Here is a 25510-nt window from a genome sequence, read left to right on the forward strand (position 1 = left end):
AAACGATCAGTGACGACAAAGTGTTACTCTTTGTAAAGATCATTAATAAAAACTAAGTATTTACTCACGCACGACCACTCAAGATTAGAAAACTTAATTTTTCTTTACTTTCTTGATGAAGGTTAAGAGTAAATCTGTAATCCAGCCGACTGGTTACTAAAGACCATGCGGTGAAGTTTCAAGTATTAGTTAATCTTGGTGATTTTGTCAAAAAGAAGCCCTGTTTAAATCAATTTATTTAAGGAGCATAACTTTTTTTATTCCATTTTCGCAAATATCAACAATCAGAAAAAGGCATTTAAAATGAGTCCACAAAGCATATTACCAACCCCAGGAATTACAGATAAATTACTAGTAGATTCGGAAAATATGACCAGTGCGACAGAAACCAATACAATTAGACTCACTCATGGGGAAAAGTATCTAACATCATCTTGGTACAAAGGTTCAGGAGAAATAGCACATAAAAAAGATGGTCGTTCTTTTGAGGTTTCTGCTACTTTTACTCTCAAGGCAGAAGTGAAAGTTGTAGAAGGAGTGTTTCAGCCAGCAAATGAGACTTTAGCTAATATTTATAACAGTCGTGGTCGTTGTGTAGCAGTTATTGACCAGACAGTTAATGAGTTATATGGTGAGCAAATTCGTAAGTATTTTGATGCTCATGAAATCCCCTTGAAAATGATGGCTTTTCGGGCTTGGGAAGCAGATAAAACCCCCGAAACAGTTCATCACATTTTAGAGTTTTTAGGAAAAGATGGTTGTGATGTTTCTCGCAGTGAACCTGTACTAATTATTGGTGGTGGTGTTCTCAGCGATGTGGCTGGTTTAGCTTGTGCTTTACAACACCGACGCACTCCTTATATTATGGTAGGGACAACTGTAGTCGCAGCTATTGATGCAGGTCCTTCACCTCGTACCTGTACCAACGGTAAGCAGTTCAAGAATAGTATTGGAGCTTATCATCCTCCTGTACTCACTTTAGTTGATCGAAGTTTCTTCCGGACTTTAGGTACTGGTCATATCCGGAATGGGATAGCAGAAATTATTAAAATGGCCATTACTGACGATGCTGTTTTGTTTGAATTGTTGGAAAAATACGGACCACGTTTAATAGAAACTCATTTTGCAACTTTGGGAGAAGATGAGGAGTTAGCAGAAATTGCGGACGACATTATTTATCGCGCATTGTTCTCTTATATGAAGCATGAGGGAACAAATATGTTTGAGACTTATCAAGATCGTCCCCATGCTTATGGACATACTTGGAGTCCGCGCTTTGAACCTGCGGTGAAAATGATGCACGGCCACGCTGTAACGACTGGGATGGCTTTTGGTGCAACCTTAGCAGTAAAAATGAATTGGTTAAAACCAGAAGAACGCGATCGCATTATTGCATTATGTCAGTCTCTTGGTTTAACTGTTTATCATCCTATTCTCGAAGATATGGATGTGATGATTGAAGGTCAAAAAAATATGCGTCGCAAGCGTGGAGAAGGTGGACTTTGGGCCCCTGTTCCTAGAGGTGGTATCGGTGCTTGTGACTATATTCAAGAAGTTCCTCCAGAATTACTCGAAGCTGCTGTAACAGAACATAAAGCTGTATGTGGTAATTTACCTAATCACGGTGCAGGTGTGGAAATGTATCTTAGTGATTTGGGTTTGAAATAATAAAAATGACTGAAATTTTAGTGAAATCAATTACTCCTAGACCGGTTACTCCCTTGGGTATTTTAGTTGAAGAACTAGAAACAATTTTGAAAATAGCCAAGCAGGAAAATGTCTCTTCTGAACTTGCAGCTTCTCTACAAAAAGTCTATGAATTAGCATCTGGTATTGATCCTTATTTGGATGAAAATACAACAAATGAATCTCCAGCTTTAGCAGCTTTAGCACAGAAAACAGCTTCTGAAGATTGGAGTCAGAGGTTTTCTGATGGAGAAACAGTTCGTCAGTTAGAACAAGAAATGCTTTCTGGACACATTGAAGGACAAACTTTAAAAATGTTTGTGTCCATGACTAAAGCTAAACGCATTCTAGAAATAGGAATGTTTACGGGATATTCTGCTTTAGCTATGGCGGAAGCTTTACCCGCAGATGGTGTTATTATTGCCTGTGAAGTGGATGATTATGTGGCCGATTTTGCTCAACAATGTTTTCAAACTTCTCCCCACGGTAGTAAAATCAGCGTTAAAGTTGCTCCTGCTTTAGAAACATTACAAGAATTAGCAAATGCAGGAAAAACCTTTGATTTAGTCTTCATAGATGCTGATAAAAAAGAGTATGTTGATTATTTCAATTTGCTCTTAGATCAGGGAGTTTTGGCTGAGAATGGGTTTATTTGTGTAGATAATACCCTCCTCCAAGGACAACCCTATTTAGCCCCAGCGAAGAGAACAGCTAACGGAGAAGCGATCGCCCAATTCAATCAAATTGTAGCCGCAGATTCAAGAGTTGAACAAGTCATTTTACCCTTACGAGATGGTTTAACAATCATCAAACGTAAATAACACAAAATTGTAGGTTGGGTTAAGCGAAAGCGCAACCCAACAATCTACCAATATTACATAATTTTGGGTAACATCCGTCAACCCAACCGACATAATTCTATTTACCACAAAATCATGAATTTGATTATTTCTCTATTTAAAACTCTGGGAACTCTGCTTTTACTTTCTTTGATTTTACCTATTAATCTAATTATTGTCCTCATTTCTTTAATTATTAATTTCATCACCCTTCCGTTTCAGAAAAAGGTTATTTGTGAAAATCCCAAAAACATCCTCTTAACTGGAGGAAAAATGACTAAATCTTTACAACTTGCGCGTTCTTTTCATCGTGCTGGACATAAAGTATTTATGGTAGAAACTCATAAATATTGGTTATCAGGACATCAATTTTCTAACGCAGTGACAAAATTTTTCACAGTACCCGCGCCAGAAAAAGATGCAAATGGCTATTTTCAAGGATTATTAGATATTGTTAAATCAGAAAATATAGATGTATTTATTCCTGTTTCTAGTCCAGTCGCGAGTTATTACGACTCCTTAGTAAAACCAATCTTATCTTCCCATTGTGAAGTATTTCATTTTGATGCAGAGACAACAAAAACATTAGATGATAAATTTAGTTTATGTGATCAAGCAAGGGATTTAGGTTTAACAGCACCAAAAGCATTTTTGATTACTTCCCCGTCACAAATCCTCAATTTTGACTTTAATCAAGATGATAGTCGCTATTTACTCAAAAGCATTAAATATGATTCTGTGACTCGATTAGATATGACAAAGTTACCCTTTGAAGGAATGGAAAGTTATCTAAAAAACTTACCAATTAGTGAAGAAAGACCTTGGGTAATGCAAGAATTTGTGACAGGACAAGAATATTGTACTCACAGCACCGTCAGAAATGGAGAAATTCGTTTACATTGCTGTTCTAAATCTTCTCCTTTTCAAATTAATTATGAACAAATTGATAACCCGGAAATATTTCAATGGGTTCAAACTTTTGTCAAATCATTAAACTTAACTGGACAAATTTCCTTTGATTTTATTCAAACAAAAGATGGTAAAGTTTACCCCATTGAGTGTAACCCCCGCACTCACACCGCAATTACTATGTTTTATAATCATCCAGAGTTAGCAGATGCTTATTTAAAACCTAGTGAAAATCAACCACATATAGAACCTTTACTAACAAGTAAACCAACTTATTGGTTATATCATGAACTTTGGAGATTTACAGGTATTCGTTCTTTTAGTCAATTCAAAGCATGGATAAATAAAATTACTCAAGGTACAGATGCTATTTTCCAAGGAGATGATCCTTTACCATTTTTGATGGTTCATCATTGGCAAATTACTTTATTATTACTCCAAAATCTTGTAAAATTAAAAGGTTGGGTAAAAATAGATTTCAATATTGGTAAGTTAGTGGAATTAGGTGGCGATTAAAAGACTAATTTAATTTCATCTTTTTGAGGAAGCTGTTTCTAAAAATACTAGTACACAACAGCGTAAATCAACCATTAAGAATTCTCAAGAAGCTGTGTAATCTGCTTTTTTAATTTTTAATTCCGCCCTGCGGTACTAGTATAAAAATAAGCGGCTAATCAAGCCGCATCAGTATCTATACTGGTTCATCACTCATGTTTAGACCTGCTTGAACCATGTCAAAATTTGTGGGAAAATGGGTATTGCGATCGCAATCAGCTTTTTCTAAATGTGTCCCCTGTAAATTAGCATTACGCAAATTCGCGGAGAACAACATAGAACCTCGCAAGTCTGCATTTTCTAAATTAGCCTCACTTAAATCAGCGAAACTCAAATCACAGCCACGCAGATTAGTACCGCTGAGGTTAGCTGTACTCAAATCCGCATAGCTAAAATCAGCGCCTTTCAAGTCCAAATTTTGTAAATTAGCCTCTGCTAATTCTGCTTTTTCAAAGTCTCGTTTTCCCACTGCATATTCTTCTACGATTCTACCAGCACTATTAATCGGCTGTTGAAAATTCACTTCAGGCATAGAACAGCCTCACAATTTATTTAAATTTTTCTAGAGTTTTATGGGACTACCCAACCTGATCATATAACCAATCAGCCGGAAAATAAATTTCTTGTTCACATAAGTTTGTTTTTAGGGTTTTTGTGTTTCCTCACAAGTTCCTCAAATTTTTAGCGTATTTTCAAAGTAAAGAATAAATCACAGAGAGTTATGCTATGTTTCCCAACCTCAATTCAGATAACTATTACACAACGGCGGACATTAACTAATCATTAAGAATTCCTTAAAGGTTTGTGTAATCGGCTTTTTGAATTTTATATCCCTAAAGAGAGCAACGCAATATTTTGAATTTTCCCGTGCGGTTATGTATACTCAGATGTGTTTGTCCTGAACCCAAATTTGAGGATTTGTTATGACTACTCCAATTTATGAAAGTCCAAACAGGTTCGTTCAAACCGTTTCCCAACCTTCTCAGATATCAGGTCATATTCACTCTGTAGAAACCTGTGGTACAGTTGATGGTCCGGGTATACGATTTGTCATTTTTACTCAAGGCTGTTTACTCAGATGTTTCTATTGTCACAATCCTGATACTCGTGATACCGCAGGTGGAATAAAAACAACCCCAGAAGAACTGATTACTGAAATAGAGAAATATCGGTCTTATATGCAATTTTCTGGTGGAGGCGTTACTATTAGCGGTGGTGAACCTTTGCTACAACCAGAATTTGTTAAAGAAATTTTTCGCCGCTGTCAAGAATTGCAAATTCATACCGCCCTTGATACCTCTGGATTTCCTGATTTAACAGCATCTAAACCTGTGCTGGAATTTGTAGATTTAGTATTATTAGATATAAAATCTTTTGATCCTACAACCTACCTACATTTAACCGGAGTTTCTGTAGAACCTACATTGAGATTTGCGGAATATTTACGAGAAATTAATAAACCAACATGGATTCGCTTCGTTTTAGTTCCCAACTTGACTGATGCTCCTGAAAATGTTACTAAATTAGCTGAGTTTGTCTCCAAATTACCGAACGTTGAAAAACTTGAAGTTTTGCCTTTTCACAAATTAGGTGAATACAAATGGCATCAACTTGGATATCATTATGAATTGGCAAATACTCAACCTCCTACTGCTGAAGAAATTCAAAAAGTGAAAGACATATTTATCAGCCATGGAATTCAGGTACAATAAACTCGATTGATTTGTAAAAATTAAAGCTGCAAATACCAAAATTTTACCATAAATATATGAAAATTACAGTCACAAATCTGGAAGAACTCAAAGTTTTAATTCAACAAGTTAAAGCTGCTCAAATTCAATATGCAGAATATACCCAAGAACAAGTAGATCACATCTTCAAACAAGCTGCTAGGGCTGCAAATTCGGCACGAATTCCTTTAGCGAAAATGGCTGTAGAAGAAACAGGTATGGGTGTGATAGAAGATAAAGTGATTAAAAACCACTTTGCTTCCGAATATATTTACAACAAATATAAAACCGAAAAAACCTGTGGCATCATTGAAGATGATAAACAATTCGGCATTCAGAGGATTGCTGAACCAGTAGGTATATTAGCCGGAATTGTTCCCGTCACCAACCCCACTTCCACCGCTATTTTTAAAGCCTTACTAGCTCTAAAAACCCGGAATGGAATTATTTTCTCACCCCACCCCCGCGCCAAAGAATGCACAATTAAAGCTGCCAAAATTATCCTAGCAGCGGCTATCGAAGCGGGAGCGCCTCCAGGGATTATTGGTTGGATTGATGAACCGACAGTTGAACTTTCTCAACAGTTAATGCAGCATCCAAATATTAACCTCATTCTCGCCACTGGTGGACCAGGAATGGTACGCGCTGCTTATTCTTCTGGTCATGCTTCCTTGGGCGTGGGTTCAGGAAATACCCCGGCTTTAATTGACTCAACTGCTGATATTAAAATGGCCGTTTCTTCAATTTTGATCAGCAAAACTTTTGATAATGGCATGATTTGTGCCAGTGAACAATCGGTGATTGTTTTAGATGATATTTACGAAAGTGTGAAGCAAGAATTTATGACTCGTGGTGCATATTTCTTGAATGAACAGGAAAAGCATCAAGTCAGAGATTTGATTTTAGTTAATGGGCGTTTGAATCCGGAAATTGTTGGTCAAACTGTTGCTAAACTAGCGGAAATGGCAGGAGTAGAAAAAGCCAAAGAATCTAAACTAATTATTGCAGAAGTTGCAGAAATTGGCATCACAGAAGCATTATCTTCTGAAAAACTTTCCCCAATTTTAGCCATGTATCGGGCAGAAACTTTTTCAGAAGCAGTTGATACAGCCGAAAAATTAATTGAATTTGGTGGACTTGGACATACTTCTGTACTTTACACTGCACCAGAAAATCGCCCTCACATTGTCGAATTTGAAAATAAACTACACACCAGTCGCGTGTTAGTTAATACGCCCTCTTCTCAAGGTGCAATTGGTGACTTATATAACTTCCGACTTGATCCATCTTTAACTTTAGGTTGTGGTAGTTGGGGGAATAATTCTGTTAGTGATAATGTTGGTCCGCGTCACCTGATTAACATTAAAACAGTCACAGAAAGACGGGAAAATATGCTTTGGTTTCGTGTCCCTCCCAAAGTTTATTTCAAATATGGATGCTTACCCGTTGCTCTGGGAGACTTAGCAGGAAAACACCGCGCCTTGATTATTACCGACCAACCATTATTTGAATTAGGACTTGCGGAAAAAGTTACTAATGTTTTAGAAGAAATGGGCATTAAAACCCAAGTTTTTTATGATGTTGAACCTGACCCAACATTAACAACAATTAATAAAGGACTTGCTCAAATCAATAGTTTTCATCCAGATGTAATTATTGCCATTGGTGGTGGTTCTCCAATGGACGCAGCGAAAGTCATCTGGTTAATGTATGAACATCCAGAAACAGAATTTGATGGTTTAGCCATGCGGTTTATGGACATCCGCAAGCGAGTATATGCGTTGCCAGAATTAGGAAATAAAGCCATTTTAGTGGCAATTCCGACCACATCAGGAACAGGTTCAGAAGTAACACCATTTGCAGTTGTAACAGACGATAGGACGGGCATAAAATACCCCTTGGCTGATTATGCACTCACTCCAAATATGGCAATTATTGACCCCGAATTGGTGTTAAATATGCCCAAGCCACTCACAGCTTATGGTGGTATTGATGCCCTAACTCATGCTCTGGAGGCTTATGTTTCTATCTGTGCTTCCGAATATACTAAAGGGTTAGCTTTAGAAGCAATTCGCTTATTATTTAAATACTTGCCTTCTGCTTATAAAAATGGAGCAAAAGATCCTAAAGCTAGGGAAAAAGTTCATTATGCAGCGACAATTGCCGGCATGGCATTTGCTAATGCTTTCCTGGGTATTTGTCACTCCCTAGCGCATAAATTAGGCTCTACCTTCCACATTCCCCACGGGTTAGCAAATGCCCTAATGATTTCTCATGTTATTCGCTACAATGCCACAGATGCACCCTTCAAACAAGCGATTTTTCCCCAATATGAATATCCCAATGCTAAATGGCGTTATGCCAAAATTGCCGATTATTTAGAATTAGGAGGAAACACAGAAGATGAGAAAGTAGAATTGCTAATTACTGCTGTGGAAAAACTCAAACAAGATGTAGAAATCCCCCTAACCATTAAGGATTTCATTAAAGATGATGAACAAACCTTCTATGACAAGTTAGAATCAATGGCAGAACAAGCCTTTGATGATCAATGTACAGGAGCAAATCCTCGTTATCCCTTAATTAGTGACTTGCAAGATTTGTACATCAAAGCATATCGGGGCAAATAGGGAATTGGGGATTGGGGATTGGTGATTGGTGATTGGGTAATAATTTTGAATTTTTGGAGGTAATTATGGTTGCTAACTTAGAACGTCAAAGCCCAGAAAAATCTAGCTCAAACTTGTGCGAACAATGGCAAGATTTTACTACTGGTAAATGGAATCAAGAAATAGATGTGCGTGATTTTATTCAAGCTAATTACACACCGTATGCTGGAAATGATAGCTTTTTAACTAATGCTACCGAACGCACTCAAACACTTTGGAGTTTAGTCGGTGATTTGATGAAATTGGAACGAGAAAAAGGGATTTTAGATACCGATACCCAAGTACCATCAACAATTGTTTCTCATGCTCCTGGTTATATTGATCCCACAATCGAGCAAATTGTCGGTTTACAAACTGATAAACCATTGAAACGAGCGATTATGCCTTTTGGTGGAATTCGAGTCGTAAAAAACTCTCTAGAATCTTATAATTACCAACTTGATCCGCAAACAGAAGAGATATTTACGAAATATCGTAAAACCCACAATGATGGTGTTTTTGATGGTTACACTCGCCAAATGAAATTAGCAAGGCATTCTGGGATTATTACCGGATTACCTGATGCTTATGGAAGAGGAAGAATTATTGGTGATTATCGTCGTGTCGCATTGTATGGAATTGATCGTTTAATTCTCGATAAAAAAGAGCAATTGGAATCTCTAGAATTAGACGATATGCTAGAGCCAACAATTCGACTACATGAGGAAATTGGTGAGCAAATTCGCGCATTACAAGAACTCAAAGTCATGGCTGCTAGTTACGGCTTTGATATTAGTTTGCCGGCTGTCAATGGCAAAGAAGCTGTACAGTGGACTTACTTCGCATATTTAGGTGCTGTTAAAGAACAAAATGGTGCAGCAATGTCTTTAGGAAGAGTTTCCACTTTCCTAGATATTTACTTTGAACGCGATTTTAAAAATGGCACATTGACAGAATCTCAAGTGCAAGAAATCATTGATCATTTTGTGATCAAATTGCGAATGGTGCGGTTTTTAAGAACACCCGAATATAATCAATTGTTCTCTGGTGATCCAACTTGGGTAACAGAATGTATTGGTGGTATAGGAGAAGATGGACGTTCTTTAGTTACTAAAACTAGCTTCCGTTTCCTGCACACTTTATATAATTTAGGTGCTGCACCAGAACCTAATTTAACTGTGCTTTGGTCAGAAAATTTGCCTGTTGGCTTTAAACACTTCTGTACTAAAGTCTCCATTGATAGCAGTTCAATTCAATACGAAAATGACGACTTAATGCGTCCCGAATATGGCGATGATTATGGGATTGCTTGTTGTGTTTCCGCCATGCGAATTGGTAAACAAATGCAGTTTTTCGGCGCTCGTGCTAACTTAGCCAAGGCGTTATTATATGCCATTAATGGTGGTAAAGATGAAAAAACAGGACATCTTGTGACTGCTGGTTTTGTTCCCATTACTTCTGAATATTTAGATTATGAAGAAGTGGTGGAAAAATTCGACAAAATCATGGATTGGTTAGCTAAGTTGTATGTGAATACTCTGAATGTCATTCACTATATGCACGATAAATACTGTTATGAACGACTAGAAATGGCGTTACATGATCGTGATGTTTATCGAACAGTAGCTTGCGGTATGGCGGGTTTATCGGTGGTAGCAGATGCTTTATCAGCAATTAAATACGCCAAAGTTAAAGCAATTCGTGATGAAAATGGTTTAGCAATAGATTATGAAATTGAGGGTGATTATCCTAAGTTTGGTAATAATGATGATCAAGTAGATGACATCGCCGCTAATCTTGTTCACACCTTCATGAACAAACTACGTCAGCAAAAAACCTATCGTGACGCTGTACCAACTCAATCAATTTTAACCATTACTTCCAATGTTGTTTATGGCAAAATGACAGGTAATACACCTGATGGTAGAAAAACGGGTGAACCCTTTGCTCCTGGTGCAAATCCTTTACATGGTAGAGATACAAAAGGGGCGATCGCATCCCTTGAATCTGTTGCTAAACTACCTTATAAAGATGCTCAAGATGGCATTTCTTATACCTTTTCTATTGTCCCCAATGCTTTAGGTAAAACTGCTCAGGACAAAATTAATAACCTCAGTGGAATGTTAGATGGTTATTTCCACAATCAAGGACACCATATTAATGTCAATGTCCTTGATAAAGAGACACTTCTTGATGCAATGGATCATCCTGAAAAATATCCCCAACTGACAATTCGAGTTTCTGGATATGCGGTTAACTTCATCAAATTAACCCATGAACAACAGCTAGATGTGATCAAACGGACTTTCCATAATCACATTTAAATTAGAATAGATGACAAGGGGTAAGCAAAATGAGTGGAACTGCAATGGTGATTGGTTATGGAAATGAATTACGTAGTGATGATGCTATTGGTCAAAGAATAGCAAATGTAATCAATCTCTGGGATTTATCTAATCTAAAATCCCTTGCAGTTCCCCAACTTACCCCAGAATTAGCGGCAAATTTAGCAAATGTCAATTTAGCAATTTTCGTGGATGCTCGGATTAATTCTGAATTAGCAGATGTGCAAGTAGAACCTATATTACCTACTACATCTAGTATGATTATAGGACATAGTGCAGATCCGCGATCGCTCTTAGCCTTGACCAAATCTCTCTATGGTTATTGTCCCCCAGCATGGTTAGTCACAGTACCGGGAGTTAACTTTGAATTAGGAGATTGTCTTTCACCAATAGCCGAAACAGGAATTGGTATCGCTTTAACCAAAATAATTAATATTATTAATCGAGTATAGAGTTAATTGTCAATGATTAGGAGTATGTATGACCGTATCCAGTAAAAATCTTAGTGATAAAGCCTATGATATCTTACAAACAGAGAGAATTAATCCCTTAGATGCTATATTTCAACCTAAAACCGTCGCGGTAATTGGTGCAACAGAAAAACCCGGAAGTGTGGGACGAACTTTACTTTGGAACTTAATTACTAATCCCTTCGGTGGCACAGTTTTTCCAATTAATCCTCAACGTCATAGCGTATTAGGAATTAAAGCTTATCCCACGATTTTTGATGTTCCTGAACCCATTGATTTAGCTGTTATTGCAACACCAGCACATACAGTTCCTAAAATCATTTCTGATTGTGTGGATATCGGTGTCAAAGGAGCAATAATTATTTCCGCAGGTTTTAAAGAAGCCGGAGAAAAAGGTATTGCTTTAGAACAGGAAATACTCCAACAAGCATACCGAGGAAAAATTAGAATTATCGGTCCGAATTGTTTAGGAGTAATGAGTCCCCGCACCGGATTAAATGCTACCTTTGCTAGTAAAATAGCCCGTCCGGGAAACGTCGGTTTCATCAGCCAAAGTGGGGCTTTATGTACATCAATTCTCGACTGGAGTTTACAGGAAAACGTTGGTTTTAGTTCCTTCGTTTCCATCGGTTCAATGTTAGATATAAATTGGGGTGATTTGATTTATTATCTTGGTGATGATCCCCATACCAAAAGTATTGTCATTTATATGGAATCCATTGGGGATGCCCGTTCCTTCCTCTCAGCAGCGCGAGAAGTGGCTTTAACAAAACCGATAATTGTGATTAAAGCCGGTCGTACCGAAGCCGCAGCCAAAGCCGCAGCCTCTCACACAGGTGCATTAGCAGGAAGCGATGCTGTATTAGATGCCGCTTTTCGACGTTGTGGGGTATTACGAGTAAATAGTATTTCTGACTTATTTGATATGTCGGAAGTATTAGCAAAACAACCCCGTCCTAAAGGACCACGTTTGACGATTTTAACTAATGCTGGAGGACCTGGAGTATTAGCCACAGATACATTAATTGAAAGTGGAGGAGAACTAGCAACTATTTCTCCAGAAATCATTACTTCTCTGAATGATATTTTACCCCCACAATGGAGTCACAATAATCCTATTGATATTTTAGGAGATGCTGATCCTCAACGTTATACAAAAGCCTTAGAAATTGCTGCCAAAGATCCCAATAGTGATGGTTTATTAGTGATTTTAACACCCCAATCAATGACAGATCCTACCCAAACAGCAGAACAATTAAAACCCTACGCGCAAATGTCGAATAAACCGATTTTAGCAAGTTGGATGGGTGGTGCAGATGTCGCTGCTGGGGAACAAATTCTGAACCATCAAGGGATTCCTACATACCGTTATCCCGATACAGCAGCGCGGATATTTAGCTATATGTGGCGGTATAGTTATAACTTGCAGGGTATTTACGAAACTCCTGTATTACCTACATTAGAATCTGATACTAATGGTGCTAAAGCTGAATTAGTCGCCAGCATTATTAATGATGCTAGAAAAGCCGGAAGAACTATTCTTACAGAATTTGAATCTAAGGAAATATTAGCAGCTTATGGGATTCCCGTAGTTGCTGGGAGCATTGCTAAAAGTGCAGAGGAAGCAGTGCATTGTGCAGAAACTATTGGTTATCCAGTGGTGTTAAAATTGTATTCTCACACCATTACTCATAAAACAGATGTGGGTGGTGTACAGTTAAATTTGCGGAATGCTGAAGCTGTAAAAAAAGCATATCATTTAATAGAATCTTCCGTGTTAGAAAAAGCCAAACTGGAAGATTTTTTAGGTGTAACCGTGCAAGAAATGGTAAAAACCAGCGGTTATGAACTAATAATTGGTAGTAGTTTAGATCCCCAGTTTGGACCAGTATTATTATTTGGGGCTGGGGGACAGTTGGTGGAAGTTTTTCAAGATAGTTCTATCGCCCTTCCGCCTTTAAATACTACCCTAGCTAGACGAATGATGGAACAAACCAAAATCTATAAAGCATTGAAAGGAGTCCGGGGTAGAGAAAGTATAAATATGGCGGCTTTGGAGGAATTGTTAGTAGTATTTAGTCAATTAGTTGTGGAACAACCAGGGATTAAAGAAATTGACATTAATCCTTTATTAGCTATTCCTCCTAGTCCGGATCATCCTGGTGGTTTAATAGCTTTAGATGGGAGAATAGTATTACATTCTCCTGAAGTGGAAACACATCAATTACCAAAATTAGCTATTCGTCCCTATCCTCATCAATATGTTAGCAATGGAACTCTCAAGAATGGGACACCAATTACTATCCGTCCTATCCGTCCTGAAGACGAACCAGTAATAGTTAAATTTCACAAAACACTCTCAGAAGAAAGTGTTTATTTACGGTACTTTCACCTAATTAAATTAAGTCAACGTATCGCCCATGAACGACTTACCAGAATTTGTTTTATTGACTATGACAGAGAAATGGCATTAGTCGTAGAACATGAAAATCCAGAAACCAAAGAAACGGAAATCATAGCAGTAGGAAGATTGAGTAAATTACATGGTAGTAGTGCGGCGGAATTTGCTATGCTAGTGAGCGATCGCCATCAATGTCAAGGCTTAGGTACACAAATACTCCGCAGATTATTAGAAGTCGGTAAAAAGGAGAAAATCTGTTGCATCTATGCTGACATTTTAGCTGATAACTCAGGTATGCAAAGAGTATGTCAAAAACTCGGCTTTCAGATTTTACATACTAATGATCCAACAGTATTAAAAGCTGAAATTCAACTAACATAGAACCAACCCAGCACCTCCTCAAAAATCATCTTCTTAACTGGCGGTAATTCATGAATTACCGCCATTTTAAATATTAAAATTTGTTAATTAATTCGGCGTTGCTGAATTAGGGTATGAAATTCAAAAATCAATGATTTCAAACTCTTACTCTCTGTAGACTCTGCGCCTCTGCGTGTTCGCGCAGCGTGCCGTAGGCATAACAAAATCATACTCTTAATCAGCAACACCATTAATTCCTTCTTCCCTCTTCCTTCGTTTCCTTCGCTTCTATGGCTAACGCCACGCTCCGCGAACGTGGTTAATTTTTCTTATCTTGACAACTAACTACTTCTCCAATAATTGCTTTTCTTCAGGTAGTAGATGAGTTTCCGGTTCTACCCTGCTATTGGCACTATTCATTCTATGCAAATTAGGTTTCATAATTAGACTGACACCAACAGCCCAAGCTAACGCAACCATCCAACCAGCAATAATATCACTGGGGAAATGAACTCCAAGATAAAGCCTTGTCCAACCAATAACTAAAACGTATAAACTACCGACAGTTATCACTAGCCACCGCCAAGGACGATGCCAAGTTAAAATCACAAAAATCACTACCAATGTCATGCTTGTCATCGCGTGACCACTGGGAAAAGCATAATCAAATTCAGGTGCTTTTGATACCCATAATTGGGGACGCACTCGGCGCATAAATTCTTTAGCTGTGCGATTAATGAGAAAGTTTCCTAAAACTGTAGTGAATACATAAGCAAGAGTTCTCCACCTTCTTCGCTTCCATAATATTACTGCGATCGCACTTAATACAGGTAACACAGTCCAGAATCCTCCCAACTGAGTCAACCATACGGCAATAGTATCAAGTTGTGGATTAGCTGTAGAGTAAATTGCCTGTAAAATAGGTATATCCCAGGAAAAACCACCTTCATTTTCCCAAATTTGCACCGCCAGGATTTCTACAACCTGCAACGGTAAATACACACCCATAAACATTAGTAACAAAGAACGCCAGTGTGAAAGCAGCAGGTTTTTTAAAAAATTAAGCGGTGACTTGCTTGTACGTCTACTTTGGTTTAGTTTTTTCATAATTAGATGTATAGCAGTATTCTCAGTATCTTTTTATCAGAATACTCAGAATAAATCAACTGCCATAAGTAACTAGACAAAAATAAATCAACTTAGATTAAGTAATGTAAAAAATATTGAGATGATTTGGTAGTAAGGGCTTCAGCCCTTAAATGAGGACTAAAGTCCTCACTACAAACCTGGAATTATTTAGTCCGTTCTACTTAGGATTTTGGATGAAATAACCTATAATTCTCGGTTATTGTTTTGGTGTACGACAAGAAACCTCAAACAAAGTTTGACACTTTATTAAATCCACGATCCTTAGTTCAGAAGTTGCTAGTTATTTAGTTGAGGTTGGTAATAGGTGATAAAACTCCAGTTTTTATCCTGTACATCCTTAAATCCTGGACATCCTGATAGCGTAGCGTGGCGTTAGCCATTTCTGACAATTTCTCTAACTAGCAAATTACATTACTTATTGTAGTAATTCCTGAAACCGATTTTTATCCCTAATTTTATCGAAATCTGCGTCTGTTTTTGCTAACTCTTGATATTTATTAGGTACAAGTTGAATAGCTTTCTTTAAATTTTCAATGGCTAGTTCGACATTATTTTGTAAGGCATAATTACAAGCTTTGTTATAATATGCTTGATGCAAATTAGGTTGAATTGTAATTGCTTGATTGTAAGAGGCTAAAGCTTCTTTGTAGCGTTGTAATTTGGTAAGAACAATGCCTCTGTTAATCCAGGCTTCATGTTTGTTGGCTTGAATAGCGATCGCTTCATCATAGGATTTTACGGCTTCTTCGTAACGCCGTAAAGCTGTTAAAGCATTACCACGATTATACCAAGCCTCATCTTTATTTGGACGAATGGCGATCGCCTTATCATAAGATTCTACCGCCTCTGGATATTGTTGCAAAGCTATTAAGGCATTTCCACGATTTACCCATGTTTCTGCACTGTCGGTTTTAATAGCTATCACTTGATCATAAGCTACTAATGCTTCTTTATAGCGATGGGTATCTAATAAACCGTTACCTTGTAATAGTAAGTTTTCTGCTTTTTGACTATCTTGTACTTCGGTGATCAGTTGAGTAACATTGCTCTGCTGAACCAATTGTTTGACATTTTCAGATGAAGAATTTGGCAATTCACTACAGCTTATTGTCAAAAAACTGATCAACCCAGGGGCAATTAAGCGTTGCCAAACTACCATATTATTGCACCTACAAAACTCATTATAATTATGATCCTAAAGCTGATGGTGATTTAAAAGTCGTATCAAAATCAACTAATTGTTATTAATTGTTTTTTGATTGTGCAAAGTAAAGATGAGGATTCTGACAAAGGTTTAACAAATTAGGGCTATCATACCATACTTATGTTAAATAAATCAATTGCCCCGTAAGTATAAACTTTACTCATCTATAGTACCGCTTATTATATAACCATTTTATTTGTTTGGTAAAAACTGGCAGTGCATAACCATACTTAATTTGTCAATAGAGAATTCAGAGACTAGTACCACAGGGTGGAATTGAAAATTAAACATTAAAAAAGCAGATGACACAAGCTTCTGGAGAATTTAGAGGCTGGATCTATTCCCTGTTCCCTAAAACTAAAAAACTTTGTACCTCACGAGCATGGGAACTGCTATATTTGCCATAAAGTATTGTTGTCATATTGGCAAAAAAAATATACAATCTTTAAGAGAAAACGTCAATTTTCTAAACTCAATATGATGTAAGTTATAATTTGTTCACATTATCTGGTTAAATAAGAAATATTAATAACTATATAATATAGGACTATCGAAAGTATGACTATTAATGAATCTGACTCATCTTCCCCATATTCTCCAGATATAAATGAGGAAGATGAATTGGAAAATGGTAAAAGTGAGAACTTATCAATAACAGAAGAAGTGGGTAAAAAACAAATATGTAGACAATCTGCCGTCAAGACGAGCATTATCCAAAAAACTGCTGCTTTTTGGCAAAATAACTCCAGTCTTAAAGATGCTGTCAGCTTGAGAATTTTATTATTCACTAATTTAGCGATCGCCTTGACATTAATTGGTATCGTCATTAATAACTCATTCTTAGGCATCTTAGGAACTCTAGCTGCCTTACTATTATCTCTCATCATACTTTTTCCTTGGTTAAAAAAAGCAATTCAAGATTGGTTTTCACCCCAAGAGAGAAATATATTTGTAGGTTTTGTAGGCATATTTGTAGCCATAATTGGCTTATTTAAATTTACAAATTTAGGAAAGAATTTCTTATTATGGGGTAAAAGAATAAATTGGGATGCTTCAGGAACTTTAGCAGAATGGTTTGGGGCTTTAGGGCAAATTTCTATTGCCATAATTGCCGTTTATGTAGCGTGGCGACAATATGTTATTTCTAAAGATCTAACAATTCAACAAAATTTGCTAACAGTACAACAAAATATTATTACTCAACAACAAACCATAGATTCTTACTTTCAAGGTGTTTCCGATTTAGTATTAGATGAAGAAGGATTATTAGAAGATTGGCCTCAAGAAAGAGCGATCGCTGAAGGCAGAACAGCCGCTATATTTAGTAGTGTAGACGCTAGTGGTAAAGCCAAAATTCTGCGGTTTCTCTCCCGTTCCAAACTACTCACTCCTTTACAACGCGATCGCCGTTTAGGTAGAGCTATTCTAGATGGTAGTGGTGGTTATGCCGAAGATCGTTTAGAAGGAGTGCGCGTCATTGATTTAGGAATCATGTTAGCATCCGCAGACTTATCAGCAACTGATTTGCGTTGGACAGATTTAAGTGAAGCCAATCTCGTCCGTGCCAATCTTACCAATTGTGACTTAGTAAAAGCCAATCTCTCCCGCACAATTTTATATGATGCTAATCTGAGCGGTGCTGACTTAAATGGAATCCGTTTATTTTATGGTTCAGGAGAACAAGCATCACCCCGCAGTCGTACTCAACCACCCAACTATGAAACCGGTGAACAAACCGGCGCAGTCGTAGAAAATGCTAATTTTAGTAACGTACAACGAATGTCTGAATCTGCTCGTTACTATTGCTGTGCTTGGTGTGGGGAAAAAAGCAGAAACACAATTCCCGGTGGTTGTGAAGGAATTCCTAACAAATTGGGTAAATAATTCATTTTGTTGTCTCCCCTTATACAGTCTCTTCTTGATTGAACTATTCAAGCTTAGTGATAAATTATGCTATAATCAACCCAAAAATACTGCTATTTTTCCTTGATCACTCGAAACAAAACCATGAATGAAGAATCTTGTGAACGACAACTAGAAATAGATAGCTTTAACAAACTTACAAAACTTGGTAATCAAGCTGTCAGCTTAGGATTAATTGCTGGACATGGATATTATCAAGGAAAATATGAAATTTTAGAACAAGGTAAAGCTTTATTGATGACAGATCAAGAAGCCCAAGAATATTTAGAAAAATTAATTCAAGAAATTGGTAGCTAAATGCCAGAATTAAACTCCAACCGTGACAAGTGGGTGCGAGAAAACTATTTTTATTTGCGCCAAGCGATCGCCCGCATCGAAAAGATCCTAAATAATCATCATCCAGATCGGGAAATATCTAATTTTCCACCTCTGCCACCATCAGGAATGTCTCCACCATCGGCATTAGAACAATTATGTCAAATCTTCCATTTATCAGATTTTGAACGGGATTTAGTTTTACTGTGTGTTGGTATAGAATTAAATAATAGTTGGGGAAGCTTATTCGTAAGAATTCAATCAAATGCGGAACTTAACTACCCTAGCTTTAGTCTAGCTATGGCAACTTTACCAGGATCTTATTGGGGTGCAATTACTCCTGATGCACCTTTACGACAATGGCGAATCATTGAATTATCACCAGGAAAATCATTAACTAATAGTCCAATCAGACTTGATGAAAGAATACTACACTATTTATGGGGAATACAAGAATTAGATGAACGATTAATCAGTATGGTTGAACCATTACCACCAGCAAATCAACTAGTACCATCCCATCAAGAAATAGCCGATCAAATAAAAGCAATTTGGGAACAAGCATTAAATTTATCATATCCAGCATTGTATTTGTGTGGCAGTGAAATAAATACTAAAAAATCCATAGCTGCTAATGCTTGTTGGCAATTAAACAGTCAATTACAAATCATTTCTGCGGACACATTGCCTCTAGATATTACCCAACTTAGTTTTATACAATCTTTATGGGAAAGAGAATGGACATTAAATAAAAGTATTTTATTCTTAGACTGCGACTCTATAATAACCACCGATACAGCTAGAGAAAATACAATTTCCCGATTCATAGAAACTATTGAATGTCCTTTAATTATTAGTAGTCAAGATCGCCGTCGTTCCCGACAACGCCCCCTAGTTGTCTTTGATATTCATCAACCTAGCACTGATGAACAACGTTTAATTTGGAAAAATACTCTAGGTACAGCCTCATCCCAACTAGATCAACATATAGATATTCTAGTCTCGCATTTTAATCTTAGTTCCTCCGCCATTCAAGCAGTAGGATTCAAAGCTAAAAATTTAGGACAAGAGATTTGGGAAAATATCAATAATTCTCAATCAGAAATCCAAGATCATCTCTGGGATATTTGCCGTACTCAAGCCCGTCTAAACCTCGATGATATGGCAGAACGGATTGACTCAACAGCAGACTGGGATGATTTAATTTTACCAGAAAAAGATCGTCAAACTCTTCAAGAAATTGCTATTCATGTCCGCCAAAGAACTAAAGTTTATGAATCCTGGGGATTTGCATCTAAAAGTAAAAGAGGACTCGGTATCAGTGCTTTATTTGCTGGACAAAGTGGCACAGGTAAAACCATGGCCGCAGAAGTATTAGGTAACAACTTAAAATTAGACGTTTATCGGATTGATTTAAGTTCTGTTGTTAGTAAATATATTGGTGAAACAGAGAAAAATCTGCGCCGAGTTTTTGATGCTGCTGAAGGTGGAGGGGCAATCCTCCTATTTGATGAGGCTGATGCCTTATTTGGCAAACGTTCGGAAGTAAAAGATAGCCATGATCGCTATGCAAACATGGAAGTTAGTTATTTATTGCAACGGATGGAAGCATACCAAGGTTTAGCAGTTTTAACAACTAATTTAAAAGGTTCTATAGATCAAGCTTTTTTACGACGACTAGGATTTGTAGTCCAATTTCCTTTTCCAGATGCAACACAAAGAGAAGAAATTTGGAAACGCATATTTCCGAAAAAAACACCAACAGAAGGACTAAATTTTAAAAAATTATCTAGTTTGAATGTCGCCGGTGGAAATATTCGCAATATCGCTAAAAATGCTACATTCTTAGCAGCAGAAGCAAATGAATCCGTAATGATGAAACATATTCTGCAAGCTGCTAAAAGCGAATATGTGAAGCTAGAAAGACCTATGACAGATAATGAAGTTAGGGGATGGATTTGATAATAATTGTCAATTAACAATTAATTACAAAAGAAGGGAACAGATAAGAAACACTCATTTGCACCAGTTTAAAGCTCAGTCACCCAGGAACACAATCTGATTGTCTGCGTCTAAAAATATATGCCATGCAAAATTGCTATATTTAATAAACAGCCTAATCAAGTTGGGGGGATGGAAATAAAATGAAGACTTTGAGGCTATTTACACTTATTCCCGCAGCATTAGTAATGAGTTTATTGCTTACTCAAACTAGTTTTGCCAAACCCTCAATTACTAAAATCAAAAATCCTCTCCAGATAGATCCCATGAACTTAACTGGCCAATCTGGGGGAGTGATCAAAACTGATTGCGGTCATATTCCTACTATACCTAGTCAAGTCATTGAAGTTACTGAATCGCTGCCTTATCTACAATTAACAGTAGAGAGTGAAGGACAGGCAACACTATTAATTGACGGACCAGGGGGACGCTTTTGTGTACTCAGTGATGATGCTGAAAACAGACCAAAACTTTCTGGTTACTGGACTAAAGGAAAATACTCAGTTTACGTAGGTGAATTATCGAGACGCAATTATAACTATACGCTATCCATTTCACAACAACAAAAATAGTATTTTTGAACTAATAAGAGTCTAACGTATTTTCGGCAACAAATTGGACTCTTAACATGATATTGGTATTACAGTGACTCAATCTCTATAATCAGTTCTGTTGGAGTTAGAGGATACAAAGGTAATTGTTTCCCAACTATTGGTGAAGCATACACAAAATGTTACTGACAACATTTTGCATGGCTATTAACCAAGGCAATCACTCATCAGTAATGAACATCAATATAGAGATTTAGTATCGCTATCAAAGCTTGTGTTAAGCATCAAAATCTTTAAGGGGAAATATGTTTAGAAGACTAATTGGTGTGGTTGTAGCTACTATTTTGCTGACATTTCAGATGCTTGTCGGTAGTGCAACAGCAGTGGAACTGGATGAAGCGATCCGAACAGTACCATTAAATGCCCAAGGTGATACCGTTGTACTCAGCTTAAAACAAGTCAAAGAAGGCAAACGATTATTTCAATTCGCTTGCGCTCAATGTCATGCGGGTGGTGTTACTAAGACTAACCAAAACGTGGGACTTGAGCCAGAAGCTTTGGCATTAGCTACACCCAACCGCAATAATATTGAAGGTTTGGTGGACTATATGAAAAATCCCACTACCTATGACGGTGAAGAAGAAATTTCTGAATTCCACCCCAGCACCAAGAGTGCAGATATTTTCACGGAAATGCGAAATCTGACAGATGAGGACTTAACTGCGATCGCTGGTCATATTCTCCTCCAACCTAAAGTAGTTGGTACTAAATGGGGTGGTGGTAAAATATACTACTAAACCTAGTCTAATACAGTTTAATATCCAATAATATCTAGTGAGGGCATAATTACATAGCCCTCATTTTTTGTACTTTAAGGTTAGTTGTCAGTTGTCAGTTGTCAGTTGTCAGTTGTCAGTTGTTAAGAAGTTTTTCCTGCTCCTCTGCTCCCCTGCTCCCCTGCTCCCCTGCTCCCCTACTCCCTGTCACCTGTCACCTTCTTTCGTTCAGGACTACCTGTAGGAATGGCCGCAATTAATTTTTGTGTATATTCTTCTTTTGGTTCAAGATAAATACTTTCAGATGTTCCTGATTCGACAATTTTGCCCTGATTCATGACTAAAATGCGATCGCTCAAAAATTTCACTACACTTAAATCATGGGAAATAAAGATATAAGTCAGTTGAAAATCCGCTTGTAATTCTTTTAATAAATTTAAAACCTGCGCTTGTACTGATACATCTAAAGCTGAAACTGACTCATCACAAATAATAAACTTAGGATTTAAAGCCAAAGCCCGCGCAATACAAACCCGTTGACGCTGACCACCTGAAAATTGATGAGGATAGCGTTTCATGTCATCGGCGCTTAAACCTACCCGTTCTAAAAGTTCCACTACCCTAGCTTGTTGGAGTTGTTTTGACTTACCAACACCATGAATCAATAGCGGTTCGAGAATTGCATCGCCAATTTTAATCCGGGGATTCAGGGAACTAAAAGGATTTTGGAAAATAATTTGCATTTCCCGTCTTAACTGTTGCAAAGTTTTCCCCGTCAGGTTAGTAATATTTTGGCCATCAAATACAATTTGACCACTCATTGGTTCGATTAATCGCAGCAACGTTCTACCCAAGGTAGTTTTGCCACAACCAGATTCTCCCACCAATCCCAGAGTTTCGCCCGGAAAAACATCAAAGGAAACCCCATTTACTGCCTTATGGTAGCGTTTTGTTTCTCCAAATACCCCCCTAACAGGAAAACCCACTTCCAGGTTACTAACGGTCAACAGAGGTTGCTGAGAACTGATCTTTGCTAATCTTTCCTGAATTTCCTCCCTAGTAATTTCCGCAGGTTGTGCAGGTTCTTTAGCCTCAATTATTACTTTTCCAAATTCATCTTTAGCTACACTCATGTAGTCAGAGACAGTCAGCAATTTGTGAGGACGATGAGTAAGCCGGGGACGACAAGCTACAAGCCCTTTTGTATAAGGATGTTGGGGATTGCTGAAAATTTGTACCGCTGCGCCATTTTCGACAATTTTACCTTTATACATTACTGCTACTTCGTCAGTAATTTCCGAAATTAACCCCAAATCATGGCTAATAAAAATCATTGCCATATTCCGACTTTGTTGTAATTCATACAACAATTCCAGAATTGTCGCTTGGACTGTGACATCTAAAGCAGTAGTTGGTTCATCAGCAATTAACACAGATGGATTACAAGAAATTGCCATTGCAATCATAACTCGTTGTAGCTGTCCCCCAGATAATTGATGAGGGTAGCGATCTAACATTGCTTCTTTGTGTTCCTTCACCAACTGTGCTAATTTAAATCCCCCTGATTCTGACAGATCATAGTTAAGATAATGTTCTTGAATTTGTTCATCACTAGGTAAAAGTTTAACTTCTTGTAAACCCGCGATCGCAATTCTTTTGGCTTCCATTGCATTGACATTCTGGTGTCGCATAATTGCTTCTTGCAACTGAAAACCGATACTATAAACTGGATTAAGAGAACTCATCGGTTCTTGGAAAATCATCGCAATATCACCACCCCGATATAGTTGCATTTCTTTAGGTGGTAAAGCTAATAAATCTAGTGGTTGCCCATTTGTCCGCGAAAACCAAATTTCTCCCCCACTCACTTTACCGGGATATTGCAACAAACCCATGATTGCTAAAGCTGTAACTGATTTTCCACTCCCCGATTCTCCTACTATACCTAGAGTCTCACCCCGATGTAACTGAAAACTAATACTATCTATTGCTTTGACTTGGCTACTGTCACTGATAAATTCAACTTGGAGATTGCGAACTTCTAAAACTATTTCTTTCATAGGATTGGGAACAAATAAATTATTAAATTTTAATTCTTAATTCTAAATAAAAAAAACAGTAAAGTCAGAGTTAGGGTAATTTACAGCAGATTGCAGATCAACACTGTAGGGGCGAAGCATTCGGTGTAAGGGCGAAGCATTCGGAAAATAAACTTGGGAAAAAACCGATAATTAATCACCCGAATGCTTCGCCCCTACGACTTCTCCTGCTGTATCAATTACCCTGACAATTAATCCAATTACAACGCCCCAGCCGCAGTTTTATCTAGAACACTATTACTTAAATGGCCAGTAATATTCATTGCTTGCAAAACTGGATAACCATCACTCCCATGAGGATAATCAATTACACTTACAGCACCATTACCTTGACGGAAGTTCCAGAAATTCTCTCCAGATAAACCGAGAATATGGCACAATAAAGTTTTATTAGTAGCATCATGAGCAACTACCAATCCTAATTGTAATTGCTGCGCTTCGGCATTTTTAACTATAGTATTCCAATCAGTAACACTGCGATCGCTTACCTGTGCTAAATTTTCCCCTTCTGGCATTTGCACTTTGTCCGGTATTGTCCGCCAACGTTCTAATTCTCCGGGAAATCCTTGTTCAATTTCTGATTCAAATTTGCCTTCCCAAAGTCCGTGACTAATTTCTCTTAAACCATCAAAAAGTTCTAAGTTTAAACTAGCATGATATTTTAAGATAATTTCCGCTGTTTCCTTGGGACGAGACATAGTGCTGCTAACAGCAAAATCAATATTTACGTCTTTGAGAAATTCTGCGGCCTTTGCAGCTTGGTTTCTGCCATTATCATTGAGGGGAATATCAATTTGTCCTTGAAATTTACCTTGACGATTCCATTCAGTTTCCCCATGACGCACCAATAATAATCTTACCCCTTTGTGACCAGGACGTAGAGAAGGGAAAGTTTCACCCAGATGTTGAGTTTGATTTAGGGATTCTAACTGCACCGGTTCACCCAAACCACCAACAAAATTCAAGACACTAATTCCACAATTAGATTGTTGTATGCAATGGTAACGACTGGGGGAAATTCCCAAAGCCGTGCTAATTAAGGCGCGATTAATGCCATTATGACCAACAATCAGGATAGTTTCTCCTTGATGTTGGGGGAGAATCTCTTGCCAAAACTGTTTAGCTTGGGCGTATAAAGCCAGAACTGGGAAATGTTCTCTAGTTCCTGACTCTTCCTGCAAAACCATCCGTAATTCGTGGGGACGTTCTTTCCAAATGCGGTAATCTTCAGTTAGTTTTTCTTGAACTTCACTTGTCGTCATTCCTACCCAGAGGGGTAAATCAACTTCCACCAACTGTTCATCAATTTGAATAATAGGAGATTTTTCAGTTAATTGACCGCGGATAATTTCCGCTGTTGATTTTGCTCGCTGAAGGGGACTACTATAAATAGCTTGAAAGGAAATACTACTGAGGGCTTTTCCTGCTTGACTGGCATCATTACGGCCTTTCTCAGTTAAAGATGAGGCATCAGTACGCCCTTGAATACGTTTTTCTATATTGTAGGTACTTTGGCCATGACGCACGATGATCACACGGGTCATTTTTT

General features: G+C 37.6%; 18 protein-coding genes. 13 read left to right on the forward strand and 5 right to left on the reverse strand.

The window, feature by feature from the left end; genetic code table 11:
* The first annotated feature begins 303 nt into the window (after window positions 1–303).
* The 3 genes from FJR04_RS12895 (at window position 304) to FJR04_RS12905 (ending at window position 3950) form a co-directional block, all read left to right on the forward strand.
* Window positions 304–1668, forward strand: coding sequence for a sedoheptulose 7-phosphate cyclase (locus tag FJR04_RS12895; protein WP_168495326.1), 1365 nt, complete (start codon window positions 304–306; stop codon window positions 1666–1668).
* Between the two features lie 5 nt (window positions 1669–1673).
* Window positions 1674–2507 carry an O-methyltransferase gene (locus FJR04_RS12900; protein ID WP_168495328.1) on the forward strand — a complete coding sequence of 278 codons (834 nt, stop codon included), beginning with the start codon at window positions 1674–1676 and terminating at the stop codon, window positions 2505–2507.
* Window positions 2508–2621: 114 nt separating this feature from the next.
* Complete coding sequence (locus FJR04_RS12905; RefSeq protein ID WP_174763539.1) at window positions 2622–3950, forward strand: ATP-grasp enzyme; 1329 nt, start codon at window positions 2622–2624, stop codon at window positions 3948–3950.
* A 175-nt stretch (window positions 3951–4125) separates the two neighbouring features.
* Here the strand turns inward: FJR04_RS12905 and FJR04_RS12910 are convergent, their stop codons facing one another.
* Window positions 4126–4521 carry a pentapeptide repeat-containing protein gene (locus FJR04_RS12910; RefSeq protein WP_168495330.1) on the reverse strand — a complete coding sequence of 132 codons (396 nt, stop codon included), beginning with the start codon at window positions 4519–4521 and terminating at the stop codon, window positions 4126–4128.
* A 391-nt stretch (window positions 4522–4912) separates the two neighbouring features.
* On the opposite strand from FJR04_RS12910, the gene pflA reads away from it, so the two are divergent.
* The 5 genes from pflA to FJR04_RS12935 all read left to right on the forward strand — a co-directional run bounded on the left by pflA (window position 4913) and on the right by FJR04_RS12935 (window position 13964).
* The gene (gene pflA, locus FJR04_RS12915; RefSeq protein ID WP_168495332.1) at window positions 4913–5701 is read left to right on the forward strand and encodes a pyruvate formate-lyase-activating protein; all 789 of its coding nucleotides are present in this window, start codon (window positions 4913–4915) and stop codon (window positions 5699–5701) included.
* Window positions 5702–5757: 56 nt separating this feature from the next.
* Complete coding sequence (gene adhE, locus FJR04_RS12920) at window positions 5758–8349, forward strand: bifunctional acetaldehyde-CoA/alcohol dehydrogenase (RefSeq protein ID WP_168495334.1); 2592 nt, start codon at window positions 5758–5760, stop codon at window positions 8347–8349.
* A gap of 113 nt (window positions 8350–8462) precedes the next feature.
* A complete protein-coding gene (gene pflB, locus FJR04_RS12925; RefSeq protein ID WP_371717889.1) occupies window positions 8463–10691 on the forward strand; it encodes a formate C-acetyltransferase in 2229 nt (742 codons plus the stop codon).
* A gap of 29 nt (window positions 10692–10720) precedes the next feature.
* Window positions 10721–11164: a hydrogenase maturation protease gene (locus FJR04_RS12930; RefSeq protein WP_168495338.1), complete on the forward strand. Its 444-nt coding sequence runs from the start codon at window positions 10721–10723 to the stop codon at window positions 11162–11164.
* Window positions 11165–11192: 28 nt separating this feature from the next.
* Entirely contained in the window at window positions 11193–13964 is a 2772-nt protein-coding gene (locus tag FJR04_RS12935) for a bifunctional acetate--CoA ligase family protein/GNAT family N-acetyltransferase (RefSeq protein ID WP_168495340.1), read from the forward strand.
* 324 nt (window positions 13965–14288) lie between these two features.
* Here FJR04_RS12935 and FJR04_RS12940 read toward each other — a convergent pair whose 3' ends face one another.
* Together FJR04_RS12940 and FJR04_RS12945 are read right to left on the reverse strand one after the other, a co-directional pair.
* Window positions 14289–15050, reverse strand: a complete 762-nt coding sequence (locus tag FJR04_RS12940) for a phosphatase PAP2 family protein (RefSeq protein ID WP_168495342.1) — start codon at window positions 15048–15050, stop codon at window positions 14289–14291.
* Window positions 15051–15507: 457 nt separating this feature from the next.
* Complete coding sequence (locus FJR04_RS12945; RefSeq protein WP_168495344.1) at window positions 15508–16251, reverse strand: tetratricopeptide repeat protein; 744 nt, start codon at window positions 16249–16251, stop codon at window positions 15508–15510.
* 603 nt (window positions 16252–16854) lie between these two features.
* Here FJR04_RS12945 and FJR04_RS12950 point away from each other — a divergent pair.
* The 5 genes from FJR04_RS12950 (at window position 16855) to psbV (ending at window position 21883) form a co-directional block, all read left to right on the forward strand.
* Window positions 16855–18180, forward strand: coding sequence for a pentapeptide repeat-containing protein (locus tag FJR04_RS12950; RefSeq protein WP_168495346.1), 1326 nt, complete (start codon window positions 16855–16857; stop codon window positions 18178–18180).
* A 123-nt stretch (window positions 18181–18303) separates the two neighbouring features.
* Complete coding sequence (locus FJR04_RS12955; protein WP_168495348.1) at window positions 18304–18516, forward strand: hypothetical protein; 213 nt, start codon at window positions 18304–18306, stop codon at window positions 18514–18516.
* Window positions 18517–20496 (forward strand): ATP-binding protein, encoded by a 1980-nt coding sequence (locus tag FJR04_RS12960; protein WP_168495350.1) that lies wholly within the window; start codon window positions 18517–18519, stop codon window positions 20494–20496. It abuts the gene before it with no gap.
* Between the two features lie 182 nt (window positions 20497–20678).
* Complete coding sequence (locus FJR04_RS12965; RefSeq protein WP_168495352.1) at window positions 20679–21107, forward strand: hypothetical protein; 429 nt, start codon at window positions 20679–20681, stop codon at window positions 21105–21107.
* A gap of 284 nt (window positions 21108–21391) precedes the next feature.
* Window positions 21392–21883: a photosystem II cytochrome c-550 gene (psbV, locus tag FJR04_RS12970; RefSeq protein ID WP_168495354.1), complete on the forward strand. Its 492-nt coding sequence runs from the start codon at window positions 21392–21394 to the stop codon at window positions 21881–21883.
* A 176-nt stretch (window positions 21884–22059) separates the two neighbouring features.
* Here psbV and FJR04_RS12975 read toward each other — a convergent pair whose 3' ends face one another.
* Entirely contained in the window at window positions 22060–23922 is a 1863-nt protein-coding gene (locus tag FJR04_RS12975; protein WP_168495356.1) for an ABC transporter ATP-binding protein, read from the reverse strand.
* 239 nt (window positions 23923–24161) lie between these two features.
* Window positions 24162–25505: a histidine phosphatase family protein gene (locus FJR04_RS12980; protein WP_168495358.1), complete on the reverse strand. Its 1344-nt coding sequence runs from the start codon at window positions 25503–25505 to the stop codon at window positions 24162–24164.
* Window positions 25506–25510: the final 5 nt, after the last annotated feature.

It is taken from the genome of Anabaena sp. UHCC 0204 (assembly GCF_009711975.1).
GTDB lineage: Bacteria > Cyanobacteriota > Cyanobacteriia > Cyanobacteriales > Nostocaceae > Dolichospermum.

Excerpts from the sequence above, each read along its gene's own strand:
- FJR04_RS12965 (WP_168495352.1), top strand. The coding sequence starts at position 20,679 with ATGAAGACTTTGAGGCTATTTACACTTATTCCCGCAGCATTAGTAATG.
- FJR04_RS12950 (WP_168495346.1), top strand. The coding sequence starts at position 16,855 with ATGACTATTAATGAATCTGACTCATCTTCCCCATATTCTCCAGATATA.
- FJR04_RS12975 (WP_168495356.1), bottom strand. The coding sequence starts at position 23,922 with ATGAAAGAAATAGTTTTAGAAGTTCGCAATCTCCAAGTTGAATTTATC.
- FJR04_RS12900 (WP_168495328.1), top strand. The coding sequence starts at position 1,674 with ATGACTGAAATTTTAGTGAAATCAATTACTCCTAGACCGGTTACTCCC.
- pflA (WP_168495332.1), top strand. The coding sequence starts at position 4,913 with ATGACTACTCCAATTTATGAAAGTCCAAACAGGTTCGTTCAAACCGTT.
- FJR04_RS12905 (WP_174763539.1), top strand. The coding sequence starts at position 2,622 with ATGAATTTGATTATTTCTCTATTTAAAACTCTGGGAACTCTGCTTTTA.
- FJR04_RS12980 (WP_168495358.1), bottom strand. The coding sequence starts at position 25,505 with ATGACCCGTGTGATCATCGTGCGTCATGGCCAAAGTACCTACAATATA.
- FJR04_RS12910 (WP_168495330.1), bottom strand. The coding sequence starts at position 4,521 with ATGCCTGAAGTGAATTTTCAACAGCCGATTAATAGTGCTGGTAGAATC.
- FJR04_RS12940 (WP_168495342.1), bottom strand. The coding sequence starts at position 15,050 with ATGAAAAAACTAAACCAAAGTAGACGTACAAGCAAGTCACCGCTTAAT.
- FJR04_RS12895 (WP_168495326.1), top strand. The coding sequence starts at position 304 with ATGAGTCCACAAAGCATATTACCAACCCCAGGAATTACAGATAAATTA.
- FJR04_RS12955 (WP_168495348.1), top strand. The coding sequence starts at position 18,304 with ATGAATGAAGAATCTTGTGAACGACAACTAGAAATAGATAGCTTTAAC.
- FJR04_RS12945 (WP_168495344.1), bottom strand. The coding sequence starts at position 16,251 with ATGGTAGTTTGGCAACGCTTAATTGCCCCTGGGTTGATCAGTTTTTTG.
- FJR04_RS12930 (WP_168495338.1), top strand. The coding sequence starts at position 10,721 with ATGAGTGGAACTGCAATGGTGATTGGTTATGGAAATGAATTACGTAGT.
- adhE (WP_168495334.1), top strand. The coding sequence starts at position 5,758 with ATGAAAATTACAGTCACAAATCTGGAAGAACTCAAAGTTTTAATTCAA.
- FJR04_RS12935 (WP_168495340.1), top strand. The coding sequence starts at position 11,193 with ATGACCGTATCCAGTAAAAATCTTAGTGATAAAGCCTATGATATCTTA.
- FJR04_RS12960 (WP_168495350.1), top strand. The coding sequence starts at position 18,517 with ATGCCAGAATTAAACTCCAACCGTGACAAGTGGGTGCGAGAAAACTAT.
- psbV (WP_168495354.1), top strand. The coding sequence starts at position 21,392 with ATGTTTAGAAGACTAATTGGTGTGGTTGTAGCTACTATTTTGCTGACA.